This window comes from Pseudoalteromonas sp. Ps84H-4, assembly GCF_024124645.1.
Taxonomy (GTDB): Bacteria; Pseudomonadota; Gammaproteobacteria; order Enterobacterales; family Alteromonadaceae; genus Pseudoalteromonas; species Pseudoalteromonas lipolytica_C.
Genome location: NZ_JAMXSK010000001.1, coordinates 51,678 through 75,636, shown reverse-complemented (window position 1 = coordinate 75,636; position 23,959 = coordinate 51,678). Strand labels below are relative to the sequence as shown.

At 41.1% G+C, this 23,959-nt stretch carries 23 protein-coding genes, 1 tRNA gene and 1 pseudogene; 14 read left to right on the top strand and 11 right to left on the bottom strand.

The features are described 5' to 3' along the window. Positions 1-133: 133 nt before the first annotated feature. Positions 134-877, top strand: coding sequence for a sporulation protein (locus NH454_RS00340; RefSeq protein WP_135924069.1), 744 nt, complete (start codon positions 134-136; stop codon positions 875-877). 69 nt (positions 878-946) lie between these two features. Next, entirely contained in the window at positions 947-1,384 is a 438-nt protein-coding gene (locus tag NH454_RS00335) for a GNAT family N-acetyltransferase (protein ID WP_138556976.1), read from the top strand. A gap of 24 nt (positions 1,385-1,408) precedes the next feature. Here NH454_RS00335 and NH454_RS00330 read toward each other — a convergent pair whose 3' ends face one another. The 6 genes from NH454_RS00330 to NH454_RS00305 form a co-directional block, all read right to left on the bottom strand. After that, the gene (locus NH454_RS00330) at positions 1,409-2,761 is read right to left on the bottom strand and encodes a sodium-dependent transporter (protein ID WP_253038030.1); all 1,353 of its coding nucleotides are present in this window, start codon (positions 2,759-2,761) and stop codon (positions 1,409-1,411) included. 172 nt (positions 2,762-2,933) lie between these two features. Next, positions 2,934-4,223: an ATP-binding protein gene (locus NH454_RS00325; RefSeq protein WP_235383492.1), complete on the bottom strand. Its 1,290-nt coding sequence runs from the start codon at positions 4,221-4,223 to the stop codon at positions 2,934-2,936. A 6-nt stretch (positions 4,224-4,229) separates the two neighbouring features. After that, positions 4,230-4,937: a response regulator transcription factor gene (locus tag NH454_RS00320; protein WP_135924073.1), complete on the bottom strand. Its 708-nt coding sequence runs from the start codon at positions 4,935-4,937 to the stop codon at positions 4,230-4,232. Between the two features lie 16 nt (positions 4,938-4,953). Then, positions 4,954-5,352, bottom strand: a complete 399-nt coding sequence (locus tag NH454_RS00315; protein ID WP_235383493.1) for a DUF3019 domain-containing protein — start codon at positions 5,350-5,352, stop codon at positions 4,954-4,956. Beyond that, the gene (locus tag NH454_RS00310; protein WP_235383494.1) at positions 5,342-6,181 is read right to left on the bottom strand and encodes a MipA/OmpV family protein; all 840 of its coding nucleotides are present in this window, start codon (positions 6,179-6,181) and stop codon (positions 5,342-5,344) included. Before NH454_RS00310 ends, NH454_RS00315 begins: the two co-directional genes overlap by 11 nt. 169 nt (positions 6,182-6,350) lie before the next feature. Further along, positions 6,351-7,154: a hypothetical protein gene (locus tag NH454_RS00305; RefSeq protein WP_135924076.1), complete on the bottom strand. Its 804-nt coding sequence runs from the start codon at positions 7,152-7,154 to the stop codon at positions 6,351-6,353. A 116-nt stretch (positions 7,155-7,270) separates the two neighbouring features. On the opposite strand from NH454_RS00305, the gene NH454_RS00300 reads away from it, so the two are divergent. Continuing rightward, positions 7,271-8,422, top strand: a complete 1,152-nt coding sequence (locus tag NH454_RS00300) for a serine hydrolase domain-containing protein (RefSeq protein WP_138556971.1) — start codon at positions 7,271-7,273, stop codon at positions 8,420-8,422. 96 nt (positions 8,423-8,518) lie between these two features. Here the strand turns inward: NH454_RS00300 and yhbY are convergent, their stop codons facing one another. Continuing rightward, complete coding sequence (gene yhbY / locus NH454_RS00295; RefSeq protein ID WP_135924078.1) at positions 8,519-8,815, bottom strand: ribosome assembly RNA-binding protein YhbY; 297 nt, start codon at positions 8,813-8,815, stop codon at positions 8,519-8,521. A gap of 88 nt (positions 8,816-8,903) precedes the next feature. Between yhbY and rlmE the strand changes: the two genes are divergently transcribed. From rlmE to NH454_RS00255, 8 genes are all read left to right on the top strand, one after another. Then, entirely contained in the window at positions 8,904-9,533 is a 630-nt protein-coding gene (gene rlmE, locus NH454_RS00290) for a 23S rRNA (uridine(2552)-2'-O)-methyltransferase RlmE (RefSeq protein ID WP_135924079.1), read from the top strand. Between the two features lie 57 nt (positions 9,534-9,590). Beyond that, entirely contained in the window at positions 9,591-11,540 is a 1,950-nt protein-coding gene (gene ftsH, locus NH454_RS00285; RefSeq protein WP_290442505.1) for an ATP-dependent zinc metalloprotease FtsH, read from the top strand. A gap of 98 nt (positions 11,541-11,638) precedes the next feature. Next, entirely contained in the window at positions 11,639-12,487 is an 849-nt protein-coding gene (gene folP / locus NH454_RS00280) for a dihydropteroate synthase (RefSeq protein ID WP_135924081.1), read from the top strand. Continuing rightward, positions 12,480-13,835, top strand: a complete 1,356-nt coding sequence (gene glmM / locus NH454_RS00275; protein WP_135924082.1) for a phosphoglucosamine mutase — start codon at positions 12,480-12,482, stop codon at positions 13,833-13,835. The genes folP and glmM overlap by 8 nt, the downstream gene beginning before the upstream one ends. Positions 13,836-13,904: 69 nt before the next feature. Then, positions 13,905-14,654 carry a triose-phosphate isomerase gene (gene tpiA, locus NH454_RS00270; protein WP_135924083.1) on the top strand — a complete coding sequence of 250 codons (750 nt, stop codon included), beginning with the start codon at positions 13,905-13,907 and terminating at the stop codon, positions 14,652-14,654. A 1-nt stretch (position 14,655) separates the two neighbouring features. Further along, positions 14,656-15,003: a preprotein translocase subunit SecG gene (secG, locus tag NH454_RS00265; RefSeq protein ID WP_135924084.1), complete on the top strand. Its 348-nt coding sequence runs from the start codon at positions 14,656-14,658 to the stop codon at positions 15,001-15,003. Between the two features lie 77 nt (positions 15,004-15,080). Then, a tRNA-Leu gene (locus NH454_RS00260) sits at positions 15,081-15,165 on the top strand. 196 nt (positions 15,166-15,361) lie between these two features. After that, on the top strand, positions 15,362-16,306 hold the full coding sequence (locus NH454_RS00255; protein WP_135924085.1) for a general glycosylation pathway protein: 945 nt from the start codon (positions 15,362-15,364) through the stop codon (positions 16,304-16,306). Positions 16,307-16,328: 22 nt separating this feature from the next. Here NH454_RS00255 and NH454_RS00250 read toward each other — a convergent pair whose 3' ends face one another. Together NH454_RS00250 and NH454_RS00245 are read right to left on the bottom strand one after the other, a co-directional pair. Then, a complete protein-coding gene (locus NH454_RS00250; RefSeq protein WP_171040387.1) occupies positions 16,329-16,481 on the bottom strand; it encodes a hypothetical protein in 153 nt (50 codons plus the stop codon). After that, positions 16,481-17,323 (bottom strand): VOC family protein, encoded by an 843-nt coding sequence (locus tag NH454_RS00245; protein WP_235383843.1) that lies wholly within the window; start codon positions 17,321-17,323, stop codon positions 16,481-16,483. Before NH454_RS00245 ends, NH454_RS00250 begins: the two co-directional genes overlap by 1 nt. Before the next feature lie 348 nt (positions 17,324-17,671). Between NH454_RS00245 and NH454_RS00240 the strand changes: the two are divergent. Then, positions 17,672-19,934 (top strand): annotated as a pseudogene (locus NH454_RS00240) (TonB-dependent receptor). A 41-nt stretch (positions 19,935-19,975) separates the two neighbouring features. Here the strand turns inward: NH454_RS00240 and NH454_RS00235 are convergent. Next, positions 19,976-20,344, bottom strand: a complete 369-nt coding sequence (locus NH454_RS00235) for a hypothetical protein (RefSeq protein ID WP_138556968.1) — start codon at positions 20,342-20,344, stop codon at positions 19,976-19,978. Positions 20,345-20,388: 44 nt separating this feature from the next. Here NH454_RS00235 and NH454_RS00230 point away from each other — a divergent pair, with 44 nt between their 5' ends. Beyond that, positions 20,389-20,955 (top strand): GNAT family N-acetyltransferase, encoded by a 567-nt coding sequence (locus NH454_RS00230; protein ID WP_253038134.1) that lies wholly within the window; start codon positions 20,389-20,391, stop codon positions 20,953-20,955. Positions 20,956-21,019: 64 nt separating this feature from the next. Beyond that, positions 21,020-22,678 (top strand): gamma-glutamyltransferase, encoded by a 1,659-nt coding sequence (gene ggt, locus NH454_RS00225; protein WP_199525957.1) that lies wholly within the window; start codon positions 21,020-21,022, stop codon positions 22,676-22,678. A 62-nt stretch (positions 22,679-22,740) separates the two neighbouring features. Here the strand turns inward: ggt and NH454_RS00220 are convergent, their stop codons facing one another. After that, entirely contained in the window at positions 22,741-23,943 is a 1,203-nt protein-coding gene (locus NH454_RS00220; RefSeq protein WP_138556966.1) for an aromatic amino acid transport family protein, read from the bottom strand. Positions 23,944-23,959: the final 16 nt, after the last annotated feature.

Below are 23,959 nucleotides of genomic sequence, written 5' to 3'. Positions count from 1 at the left end.
ACATTTGCGCTATTTATTGATTAATCCGTCAAAAGCACCATTTTTTCGCTGACAATAGCTTTTAATTGTGGTTAAGATGCAATAACGAAGGAATTTAAGTCGTCTTTTATTAAAGTTGGCTTAAGGAGAAAAGATGTTTAAGAAAATCCTTGCATCAGTAGGTATTGGTGCAGCTAAAGTTGACACTGTACTTGAGACAGAGCACTTGCAACCAGGTCAAAAGTTCAACGCTATGATTGTGATTAAAGGCGGTGATGTTGATCAAGAAATTGCTGGTTTAGATTTGGCGCTTATGACGCGTGTAAAAGTTGAAAGCGAAGAAGGCGATTATTTTACCAATCATGTCATTGAAAAGTGGCGTATTCCAGATATTGGTATTATCAGTGCCGGTGCAGAAAAGCATATCCCGTTTGAAGCACGACTACATTCTGAAACCCCAATAACAGAAATCAATGCCGGCTATAATCAATCCCATGTCTGGCTTGAGACAGGTTTAGATATTGATTTAGCACTCGACCCAACGGATCGTGATGCCTTACACATTTACCCTAATGATGCTGTTAGTACATTAATGGAAGCAATGGATAGGCTTGGTTTTAATTTAGTAAAAGCAGATGTTGAAAAAGGTTATTTGCGCGCACCTACTTTTCAATCTCATTCAGGCTGCTACCAAGAGCTTGAGTATCGACCAAACAGTCGAAGCTTATTTGGCTTACAAGAGATTGAATTATCATTTGTTCCTGAAGCTCATAAAACACATGTGCTAATTGAGCTTGACCGTGCCTTTAGAGGTGATGGTTATGTGGATTTAACTATTGAGCATGATCACGTAAATCTATCCCAGTTATGTGACCAGCTTGAACGATTATTTGCTTAAAGACTAACGACTGAATAGTTAGTTAAAACCCAGCTAAGGCTGGGTTTTTTGTCTTCGAAAAGGAGCGTTATGTATATTGTTAAAAGTTATGACGAACTCAGTAAAGATGAGTTGCTCGCAATTTTACGTGCCCGGGTAGACGTATTTGTCGTAGAACAAAACTGTCCTTACCCGGAAATTGACGATGTTGATAATGATGAATTAACTCAGCACGTATTTTTATTCAGAGAGCAGCAACTTGCAGCCTATGCACGTTGTTATAAGAAAAATGAGCAGTATAGTGCATTTGGTCGTGTGCTGGTTGCGCAGCAATTTCGCGGTGAAGGGTTAGCGACTAAACTCGTGCAAATGGCAATTGATACCTGTCTAGAACACTGGCCTGATAAAGCAATTATGATTGGGGCTCAATGCTACTTAACAGGGTTTTATCAGCAGTTTGGCTTTGAGAATGTGGGTGATGATTATTTAGAAGATGGTATTCCACATCAAGATATGTGTCTGAGGTAGCCAAATGGCTACCTCAGCAATGTGTTAACTTAACAGTGAGTTTGCAAACACGAGTGAGATGGCAAGTGGGCAAATGAACTTGATATACCATGGCCATACTTTCCAGAAGAAGCTATTCGCAACATCAGGGCAGCCTTGCTGAATTTCTTTTAATAAAGATGCTCTATGCCAGATCCAGCCTACAAAAATACAGCACATTAAGCTAAGAATTGGTTGGCCAATTTTAGTGGTTAAAGTTATTACAAAGCCAAATAGCGTCCCTAGATTAAACACTATCGTAAAACTTATCAGTGCAATAATACCGCCGATGATCCAAGTTGCTTGCACACGCTTTAAAGCAAAGCGTTCAACTGCATAAGACACTGGGGCTTCTAGCATTGAAATTGATGAAGTTAATGCGGCGATGCTCATCAAAGCAAAGAAAGCAAAGCCAACAAAAATACCTACATCTCCCATACTTGTAAACAGGGCAGGTAATACCTGAAACACCAAGGTATCTTCAGAAAGTAATGCGCCTTCAGGCGAAAATATCTGTACGCCTTGTGCCTGTGCTACATACATTGCAGGGATAATTAATAAACCGGCTACAAAAGCAATAAACACGTCAATAAGCGTTACATATGCACCTAGCGATACGAGGTTTTCTTTTTTACTGATGTATGAGCCATAAATAATCATCACACTTGTACCGAGCGATAGTGAGAAGAATGCTTGACCTAAAGCATTAACAAGTAGCTCAGGATTTAAAATTGAAGAAAAGTCAGGCACTAAATACGCTTTTAAGCCAGCAATAGCCCCATCTTGCGTCATTACATAAATGATCAGCATGAACAAAATACCTAGCAATGCAGGCATTAAGCGCTTTGACCACTTTTCGATGCCGTTTTCTACACCTTTCGAAATAATTGACACGGTCAAAATGATAAAAGCAGCTGTGAATATTAAGTTTCTTGATAGTGACTGCTCACTTAACCAAGTGCTTGCTTGGGCTTGCCCAGATAACTGTGCGACAGGCTCTAAAGTAGCACTTAGCATCCAGCCTGCAACAATAGCATAAAAGCTTAAGATAAGGCCCGCACAGATAATGCCACCAAACCCAACCATAAATGCAAATTTCTTCTGCCACTGATGATTAGTCACTTTTCTAAGCGAACTGACAGCATTAGCTTGCCCATGACGACCAATAACTAGCTCTGCCATTAATGCAGGATAAGCTAAACAAAACGCCAGTACTAAATAGGCAACCAAAAAAGCGGCACCGCCATTACTTGCTGTTTGTGTTGGGAAGCCCCAAATGTTTCCTAGGCCAACGGCAGAGCCCGCTGCAGCCATTATAAATCCAAAGCGGGAGCTGAACTCCCCACGTGATGCGCTCATATTATTTTACTTCTCTATCTTTGACGGCGCTGACAATCTACTTGAATTAACATCAAATAAAAAGAGTTAATCTAGGTCAAATTCGTTCTATATATTGTTATCTTTGAAGTCAGCGTACATTTCGTGCAATTGTTCTCTACAATACGAGACAATTAACATAATTGAAACATGTTTAAAGGCTTTTATTTTGAATTGAAAGAGTAAAACAAGCGCCTCCGAGCTGTTTGCTCTTTGTAACGCTGACAGTGCCGTGGTGCCAGTCAGCAACTTTAGCGACAATGGCTAAACCTAGTCCATAACTTTCACCATCTCGATTACGATGAGTCTGCTCTTGGAAAAATGGACTGAATACTTTATGCCAGTTTTTTGGATCTATTCCCGGACCATCATCTTCAATTGTAAAAATAACCTGATTTCCAGCTTGTTTAGCGGAAATCAGAATTTCTGATGTCGCAAAATCACAAGCGTTGCTCAATAAATTAACGATTGCTCTGGCTAACCAGTGTAGATCGGCACATACAGCGCCAGGTTCGATTTGTTGCTGAATGCGAAGCTGACGTTGCTCCAGTTTAGGTTCTAGTTGGTGAACTAAAGTAAGGGTATAACTATCAAGATCTGACTCATTAAAAGTGAGCTGATTCGCTTTTTGTTCTAGTGTGGCAAAAGCAAGGTAGCTTTTTAGCATCGACTCCATTTGATCAAGATCTTGCTCCATACGGGCAAGGTACTCCAGACGTTTTTGTTCGTTTGGACTATCTTGTGCTGCCTCTAACCCAAACCGTAAACAGGCAATAGGTGTTCGTATATCATGCGATAAACTTGACGCCATCAACTTGTTTTCTTCAAGTAGCTTTTCTATCTGGCTTGCCATGCGGTTAAAGGTTAGCTCGACGTCCTTGATATAGGTAAAATGTGATACATGAATGCGGCTTTTCAAGTCACCTTTAGCAAAACGTTGCGCCGCGTCATTTAACACCGATAAGCGCTTTGCTAATGGAGTAATGATAAAACCCATGAACACACAAAGCCCAGCATAAAAAAGCATAGTTAGTAACACATCGTTACCTTGTTCATGGCTATGGTCTTTCATTAAGCGCATTTTTAAATGGTGTGGCCCTAAGTTTGGTTCACTGTAAAGCAAGTAATAACCTTGTTGATCTTCGAGAATAAGCCCGCTTGGTTGCGTAATTTGTGCAAGTAATGATTGAGGTAAAGCAAGCGATTGGGTTGGTCTGTATTCAAGCTGAACAGTAAAGTCATCATTAAGTTGCTTGATAGCTTGTGGGCGTTGGCTGGGTGAAATTGCTGCTAATTGTTTTGCAAAACCTTTTATCATTTGGGTTTCGCTATAAAAAACGTCATGAGGCGTTTGGGTTTGCTGACTGAACGCGTCAATAAGCCAACCCAAAATGATAATTGAAAGGAGTGCACTGCCTAATAAGGAAAGGTAAAACTTTTTCACACGCGTTTACTGCCACGCTGTCGAAACAAGCAAATAGCCTTTGCCCCAGATCGTTTTAATTTTTTCTGGGTGTTGTGGATCATCATTAAACTTTTTACGTAAAGACGAGATGAGCACATCGACACTTCTGTCTAAGCCATCATACTCTCTGCCTTTCGTCGCCTTAAACACGGCGTCTCGTGATACCACTTGGCCTGCATTACTGGCAAGGTAATGTAATAATAAATATTCTGCACTTGAAATATGAACTTCATCTTCGCCAAAGTACACAGTACGTGATTCTGTATTGATAGTGAGTTTACCAACATTGATTGTGGTACTTTCTTTGCTGGTATCTTGCGAGTCAGTTTTAGAGCGCAATGCGGCTTTTATGCGCGCGAGCAGAGCACGAGGACGCACAGGCTTCATCATGTAATCACTAGCACCTACTTCAAGACCAATCACTTCATCCATTTCTTCGTCGCGTGCTGTCAGCATGATAATAGGAGCCTGATAGAACTGCCTTAAATCACGACAAACACTAATGCCGTCTTGTCCGGGCAGCATTATATCGAGTAACACTAAGTCAGGAGCTGTTTTACGTACCTGCTCAACAACGAGGTCGCCTCGTGAACAAATAGTGGTTTTATAACCTTGTTCAATTAAGTATTCGGCCACCCAATTGGCGAGTGAAATATCATCTTCAACTAATAATATTGTTCCGTAATGTTCCATTATTTACTCCAAACGGTTAGAACAGTCGCCAACGGCGTTTCTTTTGACGATTTTTATAAACCCACTGTAATTGTATTTCAGTGGTGGCAACGACTTTGCCGTTGTCACTATTAATAAGTTCAAAGCCAATTGTTTCTGCTGAGTCGAATTCGTAGCGAAATAAACCCTTTTGTTGCATCAGCCAGCATTGAATGATGTGTTTGCTTTGTTCGTTGCGTAAGCAATAATTGCCTATGCTCTGTTGTTGCCAACTAATGTCTACATCGGCGTAACAGCTTCTGCCCTCACGAAGTGCAACACAGGTGTCAGGTAATGCAACCAAGGCATTAGCTTTAGTATCAACGGATTGTTGTTCTTGCGCATGTAATGAGGCAGATAACCCGAACGCTATGATGAAATAATACTTAAAAGACATAGCGCACGCCTACCTTGGCTTTATGCTGATACTGTTGTGAAATAATAGGGCTTTGGTGAATATCACTAGAAAACCAAGTAGACAGCCAGCCTGTTAAGAATACCCAATGTCTGTTAAGCGGATATTCGGCATGAAATTCAAAGATCAGGCTGTAAGAGGTATCAGGGCGATAAACAGGGCGGTTTGCAAGTGCTTCTGATTCTGAAATACCAAAATAATAATTAGTAAAGTCTTCAGAATAGGCACTTAAGCCAACACCAGAACGAAACTCCCAGTTTCGCCATGGAATTATTTGGCTATAAAACGAATTCATTACCCAGCCATTATGTGTGCCGGAAACATCTTGTAAATACTCAAATGAAATTTGCGAGTTTTCAAAGCGGCGAGATAAACGCAAGCCAACATCAAAATCGTAATTTCTATTTTTTATCCCTGCTAGTTCATCGATGACATCGTCACCATAAAAGGCGAGACCAGTTTCATCAAAACCAGATTGAATGTTTGTACCGACTAAATCAAGACCCCATTCAAACTTGTCAATCAAGCTATAGCCCATAGTTAGGCCACCACTTAATTGGCTTTGGTCATAATCGAGGTAAAACTTTTCATACGATATTGCAAGGTGAATGTCTGGCTCAAAACCATCATTGTATGAATCCATGCCCACTAGGTAAGAGTCTTCGATGTAATAACCCGCTCCAATGCCCCAGTCCCAAGCAAAGCCTTGGCTTGGCTCCAAAGTGTTGTCAGCATAATAGCGATTACTGGCATGGCTTGATGCAGCGAAAAACCACAAGCAAAGTACTAAAATGGTGGCGTAAACTCGCAATGTCTCATCCTTGTTTCGAAAAAGTAATGTCGTAAGAGGATATAGTATATTGTTATCGAGTTCCTGTAATCTGTAAAAAAATGTAGGTGTGGGCTTAGATGTGTAAGAAAGTGTTACGAGTACTAAAAGATAGGCTGTTTGTTTATGGGTAAAACAAACAGCCTAGATGTTATTGTACTTTAATTTTATCGAGCAGGATGCTGCTGAGGTAATATTGCATCATAGGTGTTAGAGCACTAATTTCAGTGCGATTACACGGACCTTGTTGCTTAGTTAATGAACTCATACGCATCACAGTTTGGTAAGGCGGTACCTGTACTTTTTTGTTAATGCGCTCTAGACGAGCTTGTTCAGTATTTTGTGCATGAATAAAGCTGGCAACTTCTAGCTCATTTTTAATAGTTTGCTGTTGCTCTACACGATAAATAAGAGGCTCACGGTGAAAGCTCGCGCTGTCGATTGAAGATTTTGCAAACCAGACCACATCTCCGGTCTTTTTATGCGTTAGACGCATGCTAACTTGTGCCAAAATAGTTGCGCATTGTTGAGTTGGATATTGCGCAGCAACATCTGCAAACAATGGAAATGCTTTATCGGGCTTAACTAGCTGATATTCAGTATCATCAACCAAATCTAAATCAAGCTGATGAATCGACAAAGCGTAATCAGCTTCATCACCTTCTATTACTTTTAATTGTTTTTCGATTAAAGCATCTGAAATTTGTTTATAAAGAGTGTCAGTAACACTCGTTTTGTCGGCAATAATAGTAACAGTCTGATTCTTTTTAACGGCATGGGCTGGCAATTGAACAGACTTAACTTTAGGAGCTTCGTGCTCTGTTTGATACTCAATTTGAAAGTATTGGCTTTGCAGTGTCGGTTTTTTTGGCATAGTTAAAAGCGGTGCTGGTTCTGGTTTTAAAGCGCAACCAACTGAGATAAAACAAAAAATCAAAACAAAAAGAAAGCGCATATAGTATAATCTACCCATAAAAAATAAAGATTAAGCGTATTGTACGTTAGTCGAAGCAAAAGTTCATGATATTATGTTATGAGAAACTTCCTAAACGAATTTAAAAAAAATAACTAATGAAGTACAGTTTACGTTTTATTCCTTTCTTTTTTCTCCTTCTTATTCAGCTTTTTTCAAGTCGGTATGCACTTGCTAGTGATCAGCAATGGCAAACATTCGTCAATGATTATAATAAATATTTAACCCGTAAGTTAACAAGTAAAGGTATACCTGGCGGTTCATTGGCGATTGTGAAGTTAGGTGAAGAAGATTTCATCAAAGGGATTGGGCGAACAAAAATAAAGGATGGTCGCAGGGTAAACCAACATACTCGGTTTCGTTTAGCTTCAGTGTCAAAAACTTTTGCAGGCTCACTTACTGCAAAACTTGCGGCACAAGGCGAATTTAATATTGATGATCCAATTAGTAAATTTATTCCTGAGTTTTCAAATACCGTCTACAAAGATGATTTAAAAATTTATCATATATTGAGTCATTCAAGCGGCTTGGTGCCAAATGCCTACGATAACTTAATCGAATCACGGATGAGTTATCCCGACATTGTTGAACGTTTATTAGCAGTAGAACCAATTTGTAAGCCTAGTGAGTGCTATGGCTATCAAAATGTGATGTTTAGTTTAATTGATTCAGTAATTTTAAAATCAACTCAAATGGATTATTCCCACTGGATCACTGAATATATTTTTGCGCCACTAAAAATGAATGATGCCAGCGTTGGTTTTGAAGGCATGGTAAAAGATGAAAACTATGCGCATCCACATGTGCGTGGCAGAAAGCGTTGGTATACATCACGTTTAAAGAAAAATTATTATAAGGTGCCGGCGGCAGCAGGTGTAAATGCAAGCGCCAGTGATATGGCAATATGGCTAAACGCCCAATTAGGGCAATTCCCTGATGTGCTGCCATTGGATGCGCTGATCAAACAAACACGCCCTTATACGCATACCAAAAAGGAAACTCGCCGCAGAGTATGGCGAGAGCACGTAAATGATGCTTTTTACGGATTAGGGTGGCGTATTTATGACTATGATGACGAAGTACTTTATTACCATAGTGGCTGGGTGCAAGGTTATCGTAGTGATCTTGTGGTGTTTCCACATTTGAATATTGGCTTTAGTTTAGTATTGAATGCCGAAACGGGTTTGATTAATGAATTAACTACTGAGTTCATTAATCGGGTACTTAAATACACTCGTGCAGAAAAATAGCAAGCGACTCATGTTTGGTTACAAAATAAAATCGATTCAGAAATAGAAAAGCCAGCGAGTAACGCTGGCTTTTATTTTTAAATTGCCGATACGGACTTAGCCGCGTGGTAATTGAATTTTTTTATCTTCGCTTTGACGATACAGTACAATTGTGTGACCAATTGTCTGAAGCTTCTCTGCTTTAGTCTCGCGAACAATCGCATCAAAAATCAATGCTTTAGTTTCACGATCATCAGTAGGTACCTTAACCTTGATTAATTCGTGAATGTCTAAAGCGCTGTCAATCTCAACCAAAACACCTTCGGTTAAACCGTTAGCACCAAGTAATACAACAGGTTTTAAACTGTGTGCTTGACCTTTTAAAAACTGCTTTTGTTTGTTCGATAATTTCATGTTGTTACAAATTTTGCTGAATATGGCTTGAATTAAGGGTATTCTAACGCCATCTAGAGAATATTACTAATTAGTTACGTATTAATTTATGGCAAATAAAAAACATTCAGCCAGTTCTAAGCGTTGGCTGAAGGAACATTTCGACGATCCTTATGTTCACGAAGCGCAAAAGAAAGGCTGGCGTTCTCGTGCGGTATTCAAATTAGACGAAATTCAAAACAAAGATAAATTAATCAAACCATCAATGACGGTGGTTGATTTAGGTGCGGCTCCAGGTAGTTGGTCACAATACTTAGCAGAAAAAGTAGGTGATAATGGTCAAGTTATTGCGTGTGATATCCTACCAATGGATTCGCTAGCAGGTGTCGACTTTTTGCAAGGCGACTTCCGTGAAGAAGCCGTGCTTGATGCGTTATTAACTCGTATTGACGGAAAAAATGTTGATGTGGTGTTTTCTGACATGGCACCAAATATGAGCGGCAATACATCTGTTGACCAAGCTGGTAGTATGTACCTAGTAGAACTCGCGTTGGATATGTGTCACCAAGTTTTAAAGAAAAACGGCGCATTTTGTGTCAAAGTATTCCAAGGCGAAGGATTTGATCAATACTTGCAGGACGTACGTAATAGCTTTAAAGCGGTAAAAATTAGAAAGCCCGATGCTTCGCGTGCCCGTTCTCGGGAAGTTTATATAGTGGCGACAGGCTACAAACTGTAGTACAGTTGTGCAGCGTTAAGTTGAATTTAAATTAATTGGATACAAGAGGTTAACCCCTTGAGCGATATGGCGAAAAATCTAATACTCTGGCTGGTCATTGCAGTAGTGCTAATGTCAGTGTTTCAGAGCTTTAATGGTGGTGATCAAGTTGATCGCCAAACAAGTTACACTCAGTTTGTAAGCGATGCTCGTAGCGGCGCTATTCAAGAAGTTTCAATCGAAAGCACAACAGGTACTATTACTGGCACCAAAACAAACGGTGAGCGCTTTCAAACTATCATGCCAATGTATGATAAAGACATTTTGAACGATTTATTAAAAAGCAATGTCAATGTGAAAGGTGTAAAGCCTGAAGAGCAGTCTTTCCTCGCCAGCATTTTAATCTCTTGGTTCCCAATGTTACTGCTTATTGGTGTATGGATTTTCTTCATGCGTCAAATGCAAGGTGGTGGCGGTAAAGGCGCGATGTCTTTCGGTAAGAGCAAAGCGCGCCTGATGAGTGAAGACCAAGTTAAAACTACTTTTGCTGATGTTGCTGGTTGTGACGAAGCAAAAGAAGATGTAACTGAGCTGGTTGACTTCTTACGTGACCCATCTAAATTCCAAAAGCTAGGTGGTAGCATCCCGAAAGGCGTACTAATGGTAGGTCCTCCGGGTACAGGTAAAACGTTACTTGCAAAAGCCGTTGCAGGTGAAGCAAAAGTGCCGTTTTTCACAATCTCAGGTTCTGATTTCGTAGAAATGTTCGTTGGTGTTGGTGCATCACGTGTACGTGACATGTTCGAGCAAGCGAAGAAAGCCGCACCGTGTATCATCTTTATCGACGAAATTGATGCGGTAGGCCGTAAACGTGGCGCCGGCATGGGTGGTGGTCACGATGAGCGTGAGCAAACACTTAACCAAATGCTTGTAGAGATGGATGGTTTTGAAGGTAACGAAGGTATTATTGTTATCGCAGCAACCAACCGCCCTGATGTATTAGACCCAGCATTATTACGTCCTGGTCGTTTTGACCGTCAAGTTGTTGTTGGTTTACCAGACATTCGCGGACGTGAACAGATCTTAAAAGTACATATGCGCAAAGTACCACTAGGTGACAACGTAGAAGCGGCTGTAATTGCACGTGGTACGCCAGGTTTCTCTGGTGCTGATCTTGCTAACTTAGTTAACGAAGCTGCGCTATATGCTGCACGTGGTAACAAGCGTGTAGTAAGCATGGCAGAGTTTGATGCAGCAAAAGATAAAATCATGATGGGTGCAGAGCGTAAGACCATGGTGATGAGTGAGCAAGAAAAAGAAATGACTGCTTACCATGAAGCTGGTCACGCGATTGTTGGTCGCATGGTGCCTGAACATGACCCTGTGTATAAAGTATCGATTATCCCTCGTGGCCGTGCACTGGGTGTTACTATGTACTTGCCAGAGCAAGACCGCGTGAGTCACTCAAAAGAGCTGCTGGAGTCAATGATTTCGAGCCTTTATGGTGGCCGTATTGCTGAAGCTTTAATCTATGGCGAAGATAAAGTAACTACGGGCGCAAGTAACGATATTGAACGTGCAACTGATATTGCTCGTAAAATGGTTACTCAGTGGGGTCTAAGTGAAAAGCTAGGTCCATTACTTTATGCTGAAGATCAAAACGAAATGTACATGGGTGGCGGTGGTAGCCGTGCTATGAGCATGTCAGATGAAACAGCTAAAGTTATCGATAGTGAAGTGCGTTTGTTCTCAGACCGTAACTACCAACGTGCTGAGCAAATATTAAAAGATAACATCGACATTCTTCATGCGATGAAAGACGCACTTATGAAGTACGAGACGATTGATGCGGGTCAAATTGATGACTTAATGGCTCGTAAGCCAGTTCGTGAACCTCGTGATGTTCATGACCGTCGTCCAGATGATAAAAAATCTACGGCTCCGAAAGTAGAATCGGCACCCGAAGAGACAAAAAGCGAAGATTCAGTAAAAAAGGATGAAACAAACCTTGATGACAAAGCTGAATAATCGCTAAAATAGAAAAAGCAAAAGCCCCGCATGCCGGGGCTTTTTTGTAGCAGAAAACAATACTGTATTTTTTGCCATGGAAGCAGTAAAGGTGATCGATGACCGCTATTAAATTACCCCGAGGTCGCACTTTACACCTCGACGACCCTATTGTAATGGGGATTTTAAACGTAACCCCCGACTCTTTCTCAGATGGCGGCAATTACTGTCAGCTCGACAGCGCTGTCAAACAAGCGCAAGCTCTTCTAAATCAAGGCGCAAAAATTATTGATATTGGAGGTGAATCCACTCGCCCAGGCGCACCTGATGTGTCTTTAGATGAAGAGCTAAAACGCGTAATCCCATTGGTTAAAGCACTTAGGCAAAGTAGCGATTGCATTATTTCTATAGATACCAGTAAAAGCGAAGTGATGCGTCAAGCGATTATTGCCGGTGCTGATATCATAAATGATGTAAGAGCGTTGCAAGAACCTGGGGCTATAGATGTACTTGCTGAGTACCCAGATGTGGCTATTTGTTTAATGCACATGCAAGGGCAGCCACGAACTATGCAAAGTAATCCGGTATATACTGATTTATTTGCAGACATAAATCGTTTTTTTGCCGAGCGTATTGCAGCATGCGAGCAAGCGGGTATTCAGAAACATCGAATTATACTGGATCCAGGTTTTGGATTTGGTAAAACACTGGCTCATAACTATCAAATCCTTGATAGGTTTGATGAGTTTAATCAATTTAATCTACCAGTGTTAGCAGGCTTATCACGCAAATCAATGATAGGTAACTTATTAAAAAGAGACACGAGTGAGCGTTTAGCAGGTAGCTTAGCGGGAGCATTAATTGCGGCCCAAAATGGCGCTAAAATTATTCGTGTACATGATGTATTAGAAACAGTCGATGTGCTTAGCGTATGGCAAGCATGTAAGAAAGGAATTACAAATGAGTAAAACAAGAAAATATTTTGGCACGGATGGCGTTCGTGGCATGGTTGGGGAGTTTCCAATCACCCCTGAATTTGCTTTAAAACTAGGCTGGGCTGCTGGTCGTGTACTATCAAAAATTGGCACCAAGAAAGTTATAATTGGTAAAGATACTCGTATCTCAGGTTATATGCTGGAAACATCGCTTGAAGCAGGTTTAATTGCGGCGGGTATTGATGTTGTTCTTTTGGGCCCTATGCCGACACCTGCTGTTGCTTATTTAACCCAAACATTCCGTGCTGAAGCAGGCATTGTAATTAGTGCATCGCATAATCCATATCATGATAACGGTATTAAATTCTTTTCAAGCAGAGGCTTAAAGCTACCTGATGAAGTTGAGCTTGAAATAGAAGCTATGATGGATGAGCCTATGACCTGTGTTGCCTCAGACAAACTAGGTAAAGCTCGCCGTTTAGAAACAGCGGATGGTCGATATATTGAGTTTTGTAAAAGCCAATTTCCACAAGGCCTGTCATTAGAAGGGTTAAAAATTGTGCTTGATTGTGCCAATGGCGCTACATACCACATTGCTCCTTCGGTAATGCGTGAGCTAGGCGCAGAGGTTATTTGTCATGCTTGCGAGCCAAATGGGGTAAATATCAACTTAGAGTGTGGTGCAACCCATGTTGAAACTCTTAAACGCAAAGTATTAGAACATAATGCTGATGTGGGTATTGCTTATGACGGTGATGGTGACCGCGTAATGATGGTTGATCACAATGGCAGAGTTTTTGATGGTGATGATATTGTTTACATCATTGCATGCCAAGCTGCTAATGACGATATTCTAGGTGGTGGTGTTGTTGGCACCGTTATGTCAAATATGGGCCTAGAGAATGCCCTAAAAGCGCGCGGCATTGGTTTTGCTCGTAGTAAAGTGGGCGATCGCTACGTGATGGAGCTTTTACAAGAAAAAGGCTGGAAAATTGGTGGTGAGAGTTCAGGACATGTATTGAATTTAGACCTGATCAGTACGGGTGATGGTATTATCTCGAGCTTACAAGTACTCGCAGCTATGGTCGCGCAAAATAAAACATTACAAGATCTAGGCGCTGGCTTTACAAAATACCCAATGAAAATGATCAACGTACGTTACCCTCAAGGCACAGATCCAACACAAGCTCAGGCTGTTATCGATATGGTTGCTGAAGTTGAAGCGCAACTAGGAGATACAGGACGAGTGTTACTACGAAAATCAGGGACTGAACCTGTTGTTCGCGTGATGGTTGAAGCTGAGCAAGAGAAAATTGTCCTTGATAGTGCTCAAAAAATTGCCGCAGTTGTTGAATCTGTGAGCAAACAAACCGTGGTATAACAATAACCTCTTGTAACTTAGGGCAAGTCGAGTTAGTATCTTGCCCGCTTTCTAATGTGGAGTGGAAATATGGCAGCACGTAAGCCGATGGTAGCAGGTAACTGGAAAATGAACGGCTCATTAGAGCTTGTTGAACAGCTATCTAGCGCTATTAAAGATGTTCAATCGGATGAACTTGATATTGTGGTTTTTCCACCATTCCCATTAATTAACGCTGTAACTCAGCAAGATGTTGTGGTTGGTTCACAAACTGTTTCTGAGAACCAAGCAGGTGCATTTACCGGTGAAGTAGATGCGCAACTGGTTAAAGACTTAGGCGCGACATACACACTTGTTGGACACTCTGAACGTCGTAGTATTTATGGCGAATCAGATGAGGTTGTGGCAGATAAATTTGCTCGTGCGCAAGATGTTGGTTTAACACCGGTACTATGTGTTGGTGAAAGTGAACAGCAACGTGAAGCAAATGAAACCGAATTAGTAGTTGCAGCACAAATTGATGCTGTAATTAACAAATTAGGTGTAGCAGCACTGAAGAATTCTGTGGTAGCATACGAGCCCGTTTGGGCCATTGGCACAGGTAAGACTGCCTCACCTGAGCAAGCGCAAGCTGTTCATAAGTTTATCCGTGAGAAAATTGCTTCTTTAGATGATGACTTAGCGCAGCAATTAACCATCTTATATGGTGGTAGCGTGAATGAAAAAAATAGCGAATTATTATTTGCACAACCAGATATTGACGGTGGCCTAATTGGTGGCGCAAGTCTAAAAGCAGACTCATTTACTGCAATCTGCGAAAGTGCAAAAGGGACCGTATAAGATGTACGAAATTTTATTAGTAGTTTATTTAATTGTTGCTTTAGCTCTAGTTGGTATGGTTTTAATCCAACAAGGTAAAGGCGCAGATATGGGTTCATCATTTGGTGCAGGTGCTTCTGCAACCGTGTTTGGCTCATCTGGTGCTGGTAACTTCATGACTAAAACAACCACAATCTTAGCAACAATTTTCTTTGTGCTAAGTATTGTTCTAGGCAACCTAACAGCTGGTCAAATTAAAAAGACTGATGAGTGGGAAAACCTAGAAGCTGCGCCAGCTGTTGAAACTGTTACTCCTGCACAAAACGATGTGCCGGTAACAGAGGAAAAGAGCTCTGACGTACCAAATTAATTGGCTTAGGCTAATACCTGTTAAGCTGTTTTCATTCCTCAAGTAAACAAAAAGCTTAACAACATACAGAATTGTATGCGGATGTGGTGGAATTGGTAGACACGCCATCTTGAGGGGGTGGTGGCTTCGGCCGTGGGGGTTCAAGTCCCCCCATCCGCACCAAAATTAAAAAGCCGTAACACAGTGTGTTACGGCTTTTTTCGTTTTAGTGCTTTATACAACACACGATGCACTTTTTTAGTGCCATTATTCTAATTTTATATCGTCATTTTTTATATCAAGCTGATTATTATCGCTTTTTAAACTTGGAGCACACCTTGCTTACTTAGTTGTATCTATTCTCTTAAGGATAAAAAAGATGGCGAGAATGAGTTATCTCAGTGCAATTGAGCGATATGAAGAACAACAATTGCTGATACACAATTTACTACTGTCTATTTTAGCGAGTGTGCAAGCTTCAATTACCAACGAACAAGACTATCAGCAACTTGTAAAACAGTATCCGTTCTTAGAGTTACAGTATTGCTTAAATGAGCAAGGTATTCAGCTAGGTGATAATGTCTGCTTTAAACGTCAGTACAAGAAGCATTTGGCGCATAAAGGAGCAGGGCAGGATTTAAGCGCTAGGCCTTATTTTTTATTAGTGTCGAGCGCTCCTGAGGCACATTTCACCTCTCCTTATATCTCGACAGCAACTAGGCATTTATGTATTTCTGCAATTAAACCGGTCGAAAAGAAACAAGGGGGCCATTATTTTCTTGTGATAGATGTCTGCTTAACTGAGCTGGTTGAATTTATTATGGGTGATACTAAACGTGCAAGCATGACCGCTTACTTTAAAGCTGGCTACGGCTTAATTGTTGGTTGTTTGTTTTGTTTAGTCTTTTATTTACTCTATCAAGTATTCATCGGTATGCTAGAACTGTTAATGAGTGAGCAGCCTCATTCTGATCCATTAAAACCTTTTACAATCATCATTTTCGTTACTCTTGCTTTAGCAATTTTTGATTTAGGAAAAACAATTCTCGAGGAAGAAATTTTGATGCATAAAGATATCTTCCGCCATAGCTCGACTCGCCGCACTATCACGCGTTTTATTTCAACTATTCTGATTGCAGTATCGATTGAGGCATTATTAACTATGTTCAAGGCTGCGCTTGGTCAAACTGAGTATGTTATTCCTGCTGTGCTGATGATGTTTGCTGTGGCGGGGCTGTTATTGGCTTTAGCTATTTATGTTTATTTAGGTGCAAAAGCTGAAGACGTGCTTTCGCACGTCCAGCGTTTAAAGATAAAACATTAATTAAGGGCGCAGACTTTTATTTTTAAAGCGTCCCGCCAATGCCAATACTTGGGTTTACATAGACAGGCCCAACTTTAAAAGGGGCATTAATATCAAGGCTAGCATAAGGTGTGCATGCATTTAGTAGCACTAAGGTGGCTGCTAGCGCGGCTATTTTTAGAATGCGTTTTTTCATTACATTTGCTCCTGAATTACAATACCTGCGCCTGCAGGATCACGAATAATGGCTACACTGCCATTTCGCACTTGTTGAGTCGGCGCCATAAGAACTACACCACCTGCGGCTTTTACTTTTAGGAGTGTGTCGGAAATATTGGCAACTTTAATGTAGTTAACCCAGGTATTGCCAATGTTAGTGTCAGGCTTTTTAACAAAACCAATAGCCGGTTTATTATCGGCTGTTAGATATTTATAGTTATTCTCTCCCAGTGATTTAGTCTGGACAGAATAATTGCCAAGCGATTGATAAAAAGACTGACTTTGCTCAGGGTTGTCAGTCCAGACTTCTTGCCATATCCAACGATTATCACTGTATGTAGCAGCTGGGTCACCATTAACTGTGTTGATCAAAGAAAATACCGCGCCTTGCGGATCTTCTAATACTGCTATGCTGCCTCGTCCTTTAATTTCTGTACTAGCAATTAAAACTTTACCGCCAGCGGTGACTGTTTTTTCGCTTATTGCAGCGATATTGTCAGTACTTAACATGCTCAGCCAATGACTGGCATTTTGCTTATTATCAAGCTCAGCCATACCTGCAATTAATTGACCGTCTGAGGTAGCGAGTAAATAGCTGTCGTTAACCTGCTTAAACTGCCAACCAAACACATCGCCATAGAAGGCTTTAGATTGTGCTAAATCAGGGGTAATAAGATCGTGCCAAACTACATGACCAATATGCTTGGTACCTGTATCGCTAATAGCAGGTAGTTCGCTAGAGGTGAGTTGACAGCCTGTAAGTGAAATCGCAGTGGCTGCGGCTAAAATGGCAACACGCAAAGGGGTAGGTAATTTCAAAGTTTGCTCCTTGCAAAATGGGGTCAACTAAAAGCATAGACTATTTATTGTTTGTTATTCAATCAAAAGTAAGAGGAGTTAATGAAGATTTAATTGCTTTTAGCTAAGCGCTACAGGTTTACTTTCTAAAAATTTTAACCTTGTCTGTTTGCATGCAAATTAATGGTGAGATCAAGGAAGGAGTTGTTTTGGGTAAAATTATGCTATTTGTAATACATATTAAGGAGGATGTTATTTAAAATTAATAAAAAATAAAATAATTATACATGTTTTCACAAAACTGACATATAATGCCCTTCCAGAGGAAAGATGCTTATAGCTAAGCGTCTTTTTTTATGCCTGAAATTTATGGGCGAAAATACACACACGGTATCCTTTGGAGTTTTAATTGAAATTACGTCATCTCTCACAGTTAACTGTGGCCATTGTTGCTGCATTATCTACTTCAGCGTTTGCTGAGCAAGAAAAAACCTCTGCTAAACAAGATGCTTTCGAGAAAATCGAAGTAACAGCGCGTAAGCGTACAGAAAGCATTTTTGAGTCGCCAACAGCGGTGACATCAATCGGTGAAAACCTGATTGATAAAGCAAACATGAGCAACCTAGAAGACATTGGTAAATACGTACCTAACCTAAACATCACCCGTTATGGTGTAGGAAATGCGGCCCATGCATCCGTGTTTATTCGTGGTATTGGTTTACAAGACCACGTGATCACAACCGATCCGGGCGTGGGTGTTTACCTAGACGGTGTTTACCTTGGTCGCCAAATGGGCTCAAACTTATCATTACCAAATGTTGAGCGTGTAGAGGTGTTACGTGGTCCACAAGGTACTTTGTACGGTCGTAACACATTAGGTGGCGCAGTAAATATTATTACTAAGCAACCTGGTGACGAAGGCATTGTAACGACATCGGCAAAAGTAGGTAGCCGTGGTCGTTTAGCCGGTGACGTTTACTTTAATAACAGCCTTACCGACACTGTAAGCATGTCTGCAAGCGTGTCTTATAAGCAACGCGATGGTGTAGGTGAAGCGATTAACCTTGCTAACCCAGAAAAAGAAATCGGTGAAGAGCAAGAGTTAAGCGGTCGTATGGCGCTTAAATGGCAAGCAAGCAGCGACTTATCTTTTGTGTTCTCAATTGATGGTGTTGATAACGAATCAGGCCAATCACCATACACAATTGAATTAACAGCGCCACTGGATCCGAATGACCCATTCAATGGTGATTTCCCATTACTAACAGAAGATATGTTACCAAGCGATCCTGATGATTTAGCATCAACGGTAGCTGGTATTGAGTCGACAGCTTACTCAGGCTGGGGCACGTCTTTAACCGCTGATTGGGACATCAATAATACCTACACAGCTAAGTTCATCACCAGCTACCGTAGCTCAGAGTATGAAGGTGGTCTTGATGATGACGCTGTAGCTCTTAACTTATCTGAATTCCCTGAAGAAGGTGGTGCAGATCAGTATTCATTCGAAATCCAGTTAAACGGTAGCTTCGATAACATGGACTTTGTGTCTGGTTTGTACTTCTTTAATGAAGATGGCTTCACAAGTTCTGGTCCGTTTGTATTTAGCCCATTCAATACACCTGATGGCCTTTTAAATGATGGTACTACCACGTCGTTTGGTGACTACGGTTACTTTGATATCAACCAAGAGACTAATTCATACGCAGCTTATATCAATGCAAGCTATGACCTAAGCGACGATTTAACGGTGGGCGGTGGTCTTCGTTATTCGAAAGATAAAAAAGAAGCCGATGCCTTATTCCCAACGTTTGCGACACGTAAATACGTAAGTGCTGATTTTGATGCAGTAACATGGGATTTAAATGCGTCGTACCAGCTTAGCAATAACATGAACGTGTATGGCCAAATCCAAAAAGGTTATCAAACAGGTGGTTTCCCACCGCGTCCATTTGGTGGTCCTGATCAATTTGTTTCTTTCGATGAAACCAAAGCTATTAACTACGAACTAGGCCTTAAAGGTCAGGTACATGAAGATGTATCTATGATGCTTGCTGTGTTTGTTACTGACTACACAGACCTTGCATTACCATTCTCAGATCCAACTGCAGGTGGCGGTTTCGTTACTATCGTAGAAAATGCGGGTGAATCTAAAGCACAAGGTATCGAGCTTGAGACAACAATTGCATTTACTGATGACTTTACGCTACGTAGTGCTATTGGTTACCTAGATTCAGAAATCACAGAAGTAGATGACGGTGTATTAGGTATTGGTAAAGGTGATTCACCAGCACTAACACCACGTTGGACTGTGATGGTCGCACCTTCTTATTTCATTGATTTAAGTAACGGCGGCACAGTGGCAGTAAACGCAAACTACTCTTACCGTAGCGATATGCAAGGTCAATCAGTTTTCAACCAAAGTGAACACATTGATTCGCGTGAATTAGTTGGCTTTAACATCTCTTACTTAAACCCGAACGGTGACTTTGAAGTGACTCTTTACGGTGAGAACGTGTTAAACGAAGTTTATGATGTAGGTCGCTTACAACAATCTGGCTTTGTTGGCGTGATGCGCAGCAACGACCGCAGCGAATTTGGCTTAAAATTCAAAAAAGAATTTGAGCTTTAATTACTAACAAAAAAGGGCAAGTAAATACTTGCCCTTTCTTTTTAATTATTTTTCTCTTGTTCGCGCTTTTCGCGCGCTTCTCTTAATTCTTCAGCCAGTTCTTTTGCTTTTTGCTTGGTTTTTTCGGTAAGTTCACCTGCTGCTTCTTTGCTTTCAATCCATGCGTCTAAGGCAATTTCTTTACCGTCGTCATACATGTTTAAGCCCATTTTTTTACTCTCTTCGAGTAATTCTTGCAGCGAGTCATCATTAAACTCATTGGTGGCGTCTTTTACGTCGCCCCAAGCGTCATTAAGAGCTTGCTTTACTTCTTCTTTTGCTTCGCTAGCATCTTTCTTTGCTTGCTCGGCATCGTCACATCCTGTTAAGGCTATACAGCCTAATAAAACTAAGCTTGCTAATTTTTTCATAATTTTCTCTAATGGTTATCCAACTCCACAAGCAGTATAAACAAATAAAAATGAACATAGCTAGAACAACACGTTTAAGTTTTCGATTAATGGATGGCAATGATGCCGAGCTTTTATATGAGCTCGATAACGACCCAGAGGTAATGAAATATCTAACTCGTGGCAAAATATCCAGTATGCAGACCATCAAAGAGGTATTCATTCCACGCTTGAATGCATATCGTAATGAGCAAAAAGGGTGGGGGCTTTGGCAGGTAAATATCATCGAGAGCAATACATTTATCGGCTGGGTATTAGTACGGCCTATGGGCTTTTTTGAACAGCCTGATTACAGTGATTTAGAAATTGGTTGGCGCTTTAAACAAATGAGCTGGGGTAAAGGTTATGCGTCTGAGGCAGCATTAGCTGTTGCCCATGCGGTATGTCAGGATCCAACAGTTAAATCGCTCTCAGCGACAGCACTGAAGGATAACATCGGCTCTATTAAAGTGATGGAAAAGCTGGGGCTTAAATTTATTAAAAACTATAACCATACAGATGAGCACGGCCAATTACCTGCGGTGCTCTACTCTTGTCCAAAAGAGCAATTAACACCATTTGAACACAACTGATTGACCCAACCAGCTTTAACATGCGTAAATGGGTGAAAGTTTCATCAATAAAAAAGGAAGTTCTATGACTCATATAGTTAAGTATGCAGCGCGATTATGTTTCGTAGCTGTATTATTTTGTCATCAGTCACTACTTGCTAAGCAAGCAGCTGTGGCTATGCCTGATAGTTACAGCAGCGACACCGCTCGTGCCATTTTAGAGCAGGGTGGTAATGCAGTTGATGCAGCAATTGCTGCACAGTTTGTGCTAGCGGTTACTTTACCTGAAGCCGGTAATATTGGCGGTGGCGGTTTTATGCTGATCCAAAAAGATGGCAAGGGTGATTTTATTGATTACCGTGAGACTGCTCCAGCTGCTGCACACAGAGATATGTATCTTGATGAAAAAGGAAATGTCATCGATAACATGTCGGTATACGGTATTCACGCAAGTGGTGTACCGGGCAGTGTTGCAGGTATGTGGCTTGCGCATCAAAAGCACGGAAGTTTAGAGTGGAAAACTCTGCTAGAGCCTGCAGTTAAGTTAGCTGAGCAAGGTTTTGTGGTACATCCAAAATTAGCCGCCAGTATTGAGCGTTACATTGCGCGAATGGCTAAGAAGTCGGTTAACATTAACTTTTCAGATTACTTTGCTGATGCCAAAGCAAACAAGGTTTTCAAGCAGCCAGAACTTGCCGCCACATTAAAGCGTATTCGTGACCAAGGTAAAGCAGGCTTTTACGAAGGTGAGACTGCGAAAATCATTGCGACGTTTATGAAGCAACATGGTGGCATTATTACTGAGCAAGACTTAAAAGCTTATGAAGCTAAATCGCGTACACCAATTAAGGGTAACTGGCGTGGTTACGAAGTGCTCACATCGCCACCGCCAAGTTCAGGTGGTATTGCTATTTTACAGTGGCTAAAAATGTACGACCTTGCAAAGCCAAAAGGAACTCTTGAGCACAATTCAACAACCTATGTCCATATTTTGGCTGAAGTAGGTAAACGCGTATTCGCCGACAGAGCTGAATATTTAGGCGACCCAGATTTTTATGAAGTGCCAAAAACTGCATTGCTTGCAGATGATTATCTCGCCAAGCGAGCAAGTACAATTCGTCCAGATGCCATTTCAACTACCGAGAACATCAAACCTGGTTTACACGAAAGTGAACAAACAACGCACTTTTCTATTCTCGATAAGTGGGGCAATGCGGTAGCGAATACCACCACGATAAACTTGAGCTTTGGGAGTGGCGTTGTTGTTTCTGGCGCAGGATTTATTTTAAATGATGAAATGGATGACTTCAGTGCCAAGCCAGGTGTGATGAATGTATTTGGTGCAATTGGTGGTAAAGCTAACGAAATACAACCACATAAACGCATGCTAAGCTCAATGACACCGACCATTCTACTTCAAGATAACAAAGTTAAAATGGTAACTGGTTCGCCGGGTGGCACCACGATTATTAGCTCTGTGTATGAGTCTATTTTAAATGCCATTGAATTTGATATGACAGCCGAACAGGTTGTAGATAGTCCTCGTTTTCATCACCAGTTATGGCCTAAAAATGTGATTCGATACCACACAGGTCTTGAACCAAAAGTTGTTAAAGCCCTTGAGAAAATGGGTTATACACTTGATGAGCGCCATTTTGGTGATTTACATGTGATCATTAATAAAGACGGTAAATTAGATGCAGCCTCTGAAGCATCTGGCCGCGGTAAGGCGATGGTTTTTTAATTTCACCTTAAACCAGACACAAAAAAAGCACCCGCGGGTGCTTTTTTGATTTGATTAGTTGTTTAACCAATAGCTGGAATAAGCCCCGCCATTTGTAAACCTTGAGCACTAATAATAAGCACACCAAACAAGGCGGCCAGTGCTAAACCAATATTACCGCCTTTGACTTGATAACCCGCGTCAGGTTTGCTGCTTCGTTGCTTATAGACCATAGCAACCGGTAAAAACACCGCTAAAATAACCAGCGCAATGGCAGCGTAGCCAAGTGCCATAATAAACCCTTGCGGGTAAAATAGCGCAAAGCCTAGCGGTGGAATAAAGGTGATCAAGGCTGTTTTGATACGATCTTTACTGCCATCACCTTTTTTAAATGCATCGGCAAAAAAGTCGAATAAACCTAAACTCACCCCTAAGAAAGACGTAGCCAACGCTAAATCAGCAAAAATGTTTACTGCTGTGGCAACATGCGGGCTGTGAGCAATGCTAGCAACACTGCTTACGAATCCAGGTAACCCTTGGCTTTGTAGTAAATCGCTTTGACTCATCATGCCTTGGCTAAGTAACTGCCAAAAAATGTAAATCACTAAAGGCAGGGCTGCACCTGCCACCATCACTTTACGAAGTGTTTTGATATCTAAACCCACGTATTTCACAATCGACGGAATAGAGCCATGAAAACCAAATGAGGTAAAGACCACTGGAATTGCAGATAAAATCAGACCTTGTTCAATCGGCATTTCAAGTAAGTGTTGGCCGTGAACATAAGGTGTCAGCATATAAAATAAGCTCGCTAGTACGCACACTTTAATAGTGAAAAGTACGCGGTTAAGTTTATCAACTTTACTAGTGCCGAGCGTAACCACCGTACCTATTACCACAGCCAGAATGACTGAACCAACTTGCGGTGCTAAAGAAAGCGATAATCCAGAGTTAAGCTTTTCTTGTAATTGTGCACCGCCACCTGCGATATACGCCGCGCATAATGCGTAAAACAAAAACATCACTGAAAAGTTAGCCACCCATTGTCCACGTTTACCTAACCATGATTTAGCTAGGGTATTGAGGGTCGCATCTCTGTCGGCATATTGATGTAGCTCTAGCATCAATAATGCTGTGTAGGTCATTAAAATCCATGTAAGTAAGATAAGTGATAACGCTGTTGTGAAACCAAGCCCTGCTGAGGCGATAGGCAATGCCAGCATCCCTGCACCTATGGTGGTGCCAGCAACAATTAACATGCTACCTATTGTTTTATTTTTAAGCACTTTTTGCCCCTTAAAC

Coding starts and splice junctions, on each gene's coding strand:
- NH454_RS00255 (WP_135924085.1), top strand. CDS start 15,362: ATGGCGAGAATGAGTTATCTCAGTGCAATTGAGCGATATGAAGAACAA.
- NH454_RS00330 (WP_253038030.1), bottom strand. CDS start 2,761: ATGAGCGCATCACGTGGGGAGTTCAGCTCCCGCTTTGGATTTATAATG.
- NH454_RS00305 (WP_135924076.1), bottom strand. CDS start 7,154: ATGCGCTTTCTTTTTGTTTTGATTTTTTGTTTTATCTCAGTTGGTTGC.
- yhbY (WP_135924078.1), bottom strand. CDS start 8,815: ATGAAATTATCGAACAAACAAAAGCAGTTTTTAAAAGGTCAAGCACAC.
- NH454_RS00250 (WP_171040387.1), bottom strand. CDS start 16,481: ATGAAAAAACGCATTCTAAAAATAGCCGCGCTAGCAGCCACCTTAGTG.
- NH454_RS00320 (WP_135924073.1), bottom strand. CDS start 4,937: ATGGAACATTACGGAACAATATTATTAGTTGAAGATGATATTTCACTC.
- folP (WP_135924081.1), top strand. CDS start 11,639: ATGACCGCTATTAAATTACCCCGAGGTCGCACTTTACACCTCGACGAC.
- rlmE (WP_135924079.1), top strand. CDS start 8,904: ATGGCAAATAAAAAACATTCAGCCAGTTCTAAGCGTTGGCTGAAGGAA.
- glmM (WP_135924082.1), top strand. CDS start 12,480: ATGAGTAAAACAAGAAAATATTTTGGCACGGATGGCGTTCGTGGCATG.
- NH454_RS00315 (WP_235383493.1), bottom strand. CDS start 5,352: ATGTCTTTTAAGTATTATTTCATCATAGCGTTCGGGTTATCTGCCTCA.
- NH454_RS00335 (WP_138556976.1), top strand. CDS start 947: ATGTATATTGTTAAAAGTTATGACGAACTCAGTAAAGATGAGTTGCTC.
- NH454_RS00340 (WP_135924069.1), top strand. CDS start 134: ATGTTTAAGAAAATCCTTGCATCAGTAGGTATTGGTGCAGCTAAAGTT.
- tpiA (WP_135924083.1), top strand. CDS start 13,905: ATGGCAGCACGTAAGCCGATGGTAGCAGGTAACTGGAAAATGAACGGC.
- NH454_RS00235 (WP_138556968.1), bottom strand. CDS start 20,344: ATGAAAAAATTAGCAAGCTTAGTTTTATTAGGCTGTATAGCCTTAACA.
- NH454_RS00300 (WP_138556971.1), top strand. CDS start 7,271: ATGAAGTACAGTTTACGTTTTATTCCTTTCTTTTTTCTCCTTCTTATT.
- secG (WP_135924084.1), top strand. CDS start 14,656: ATGTACGAAATTTTATTAGTAGTTTATTTAATTGTTGCTTTAGCTCTA.
- ggt (WP_199525957.1), top strand. CDS start 21,020: ATGACTCATATAGTTAAGTATGCAGCGCGATTATGTTTCGTAGCTGTA.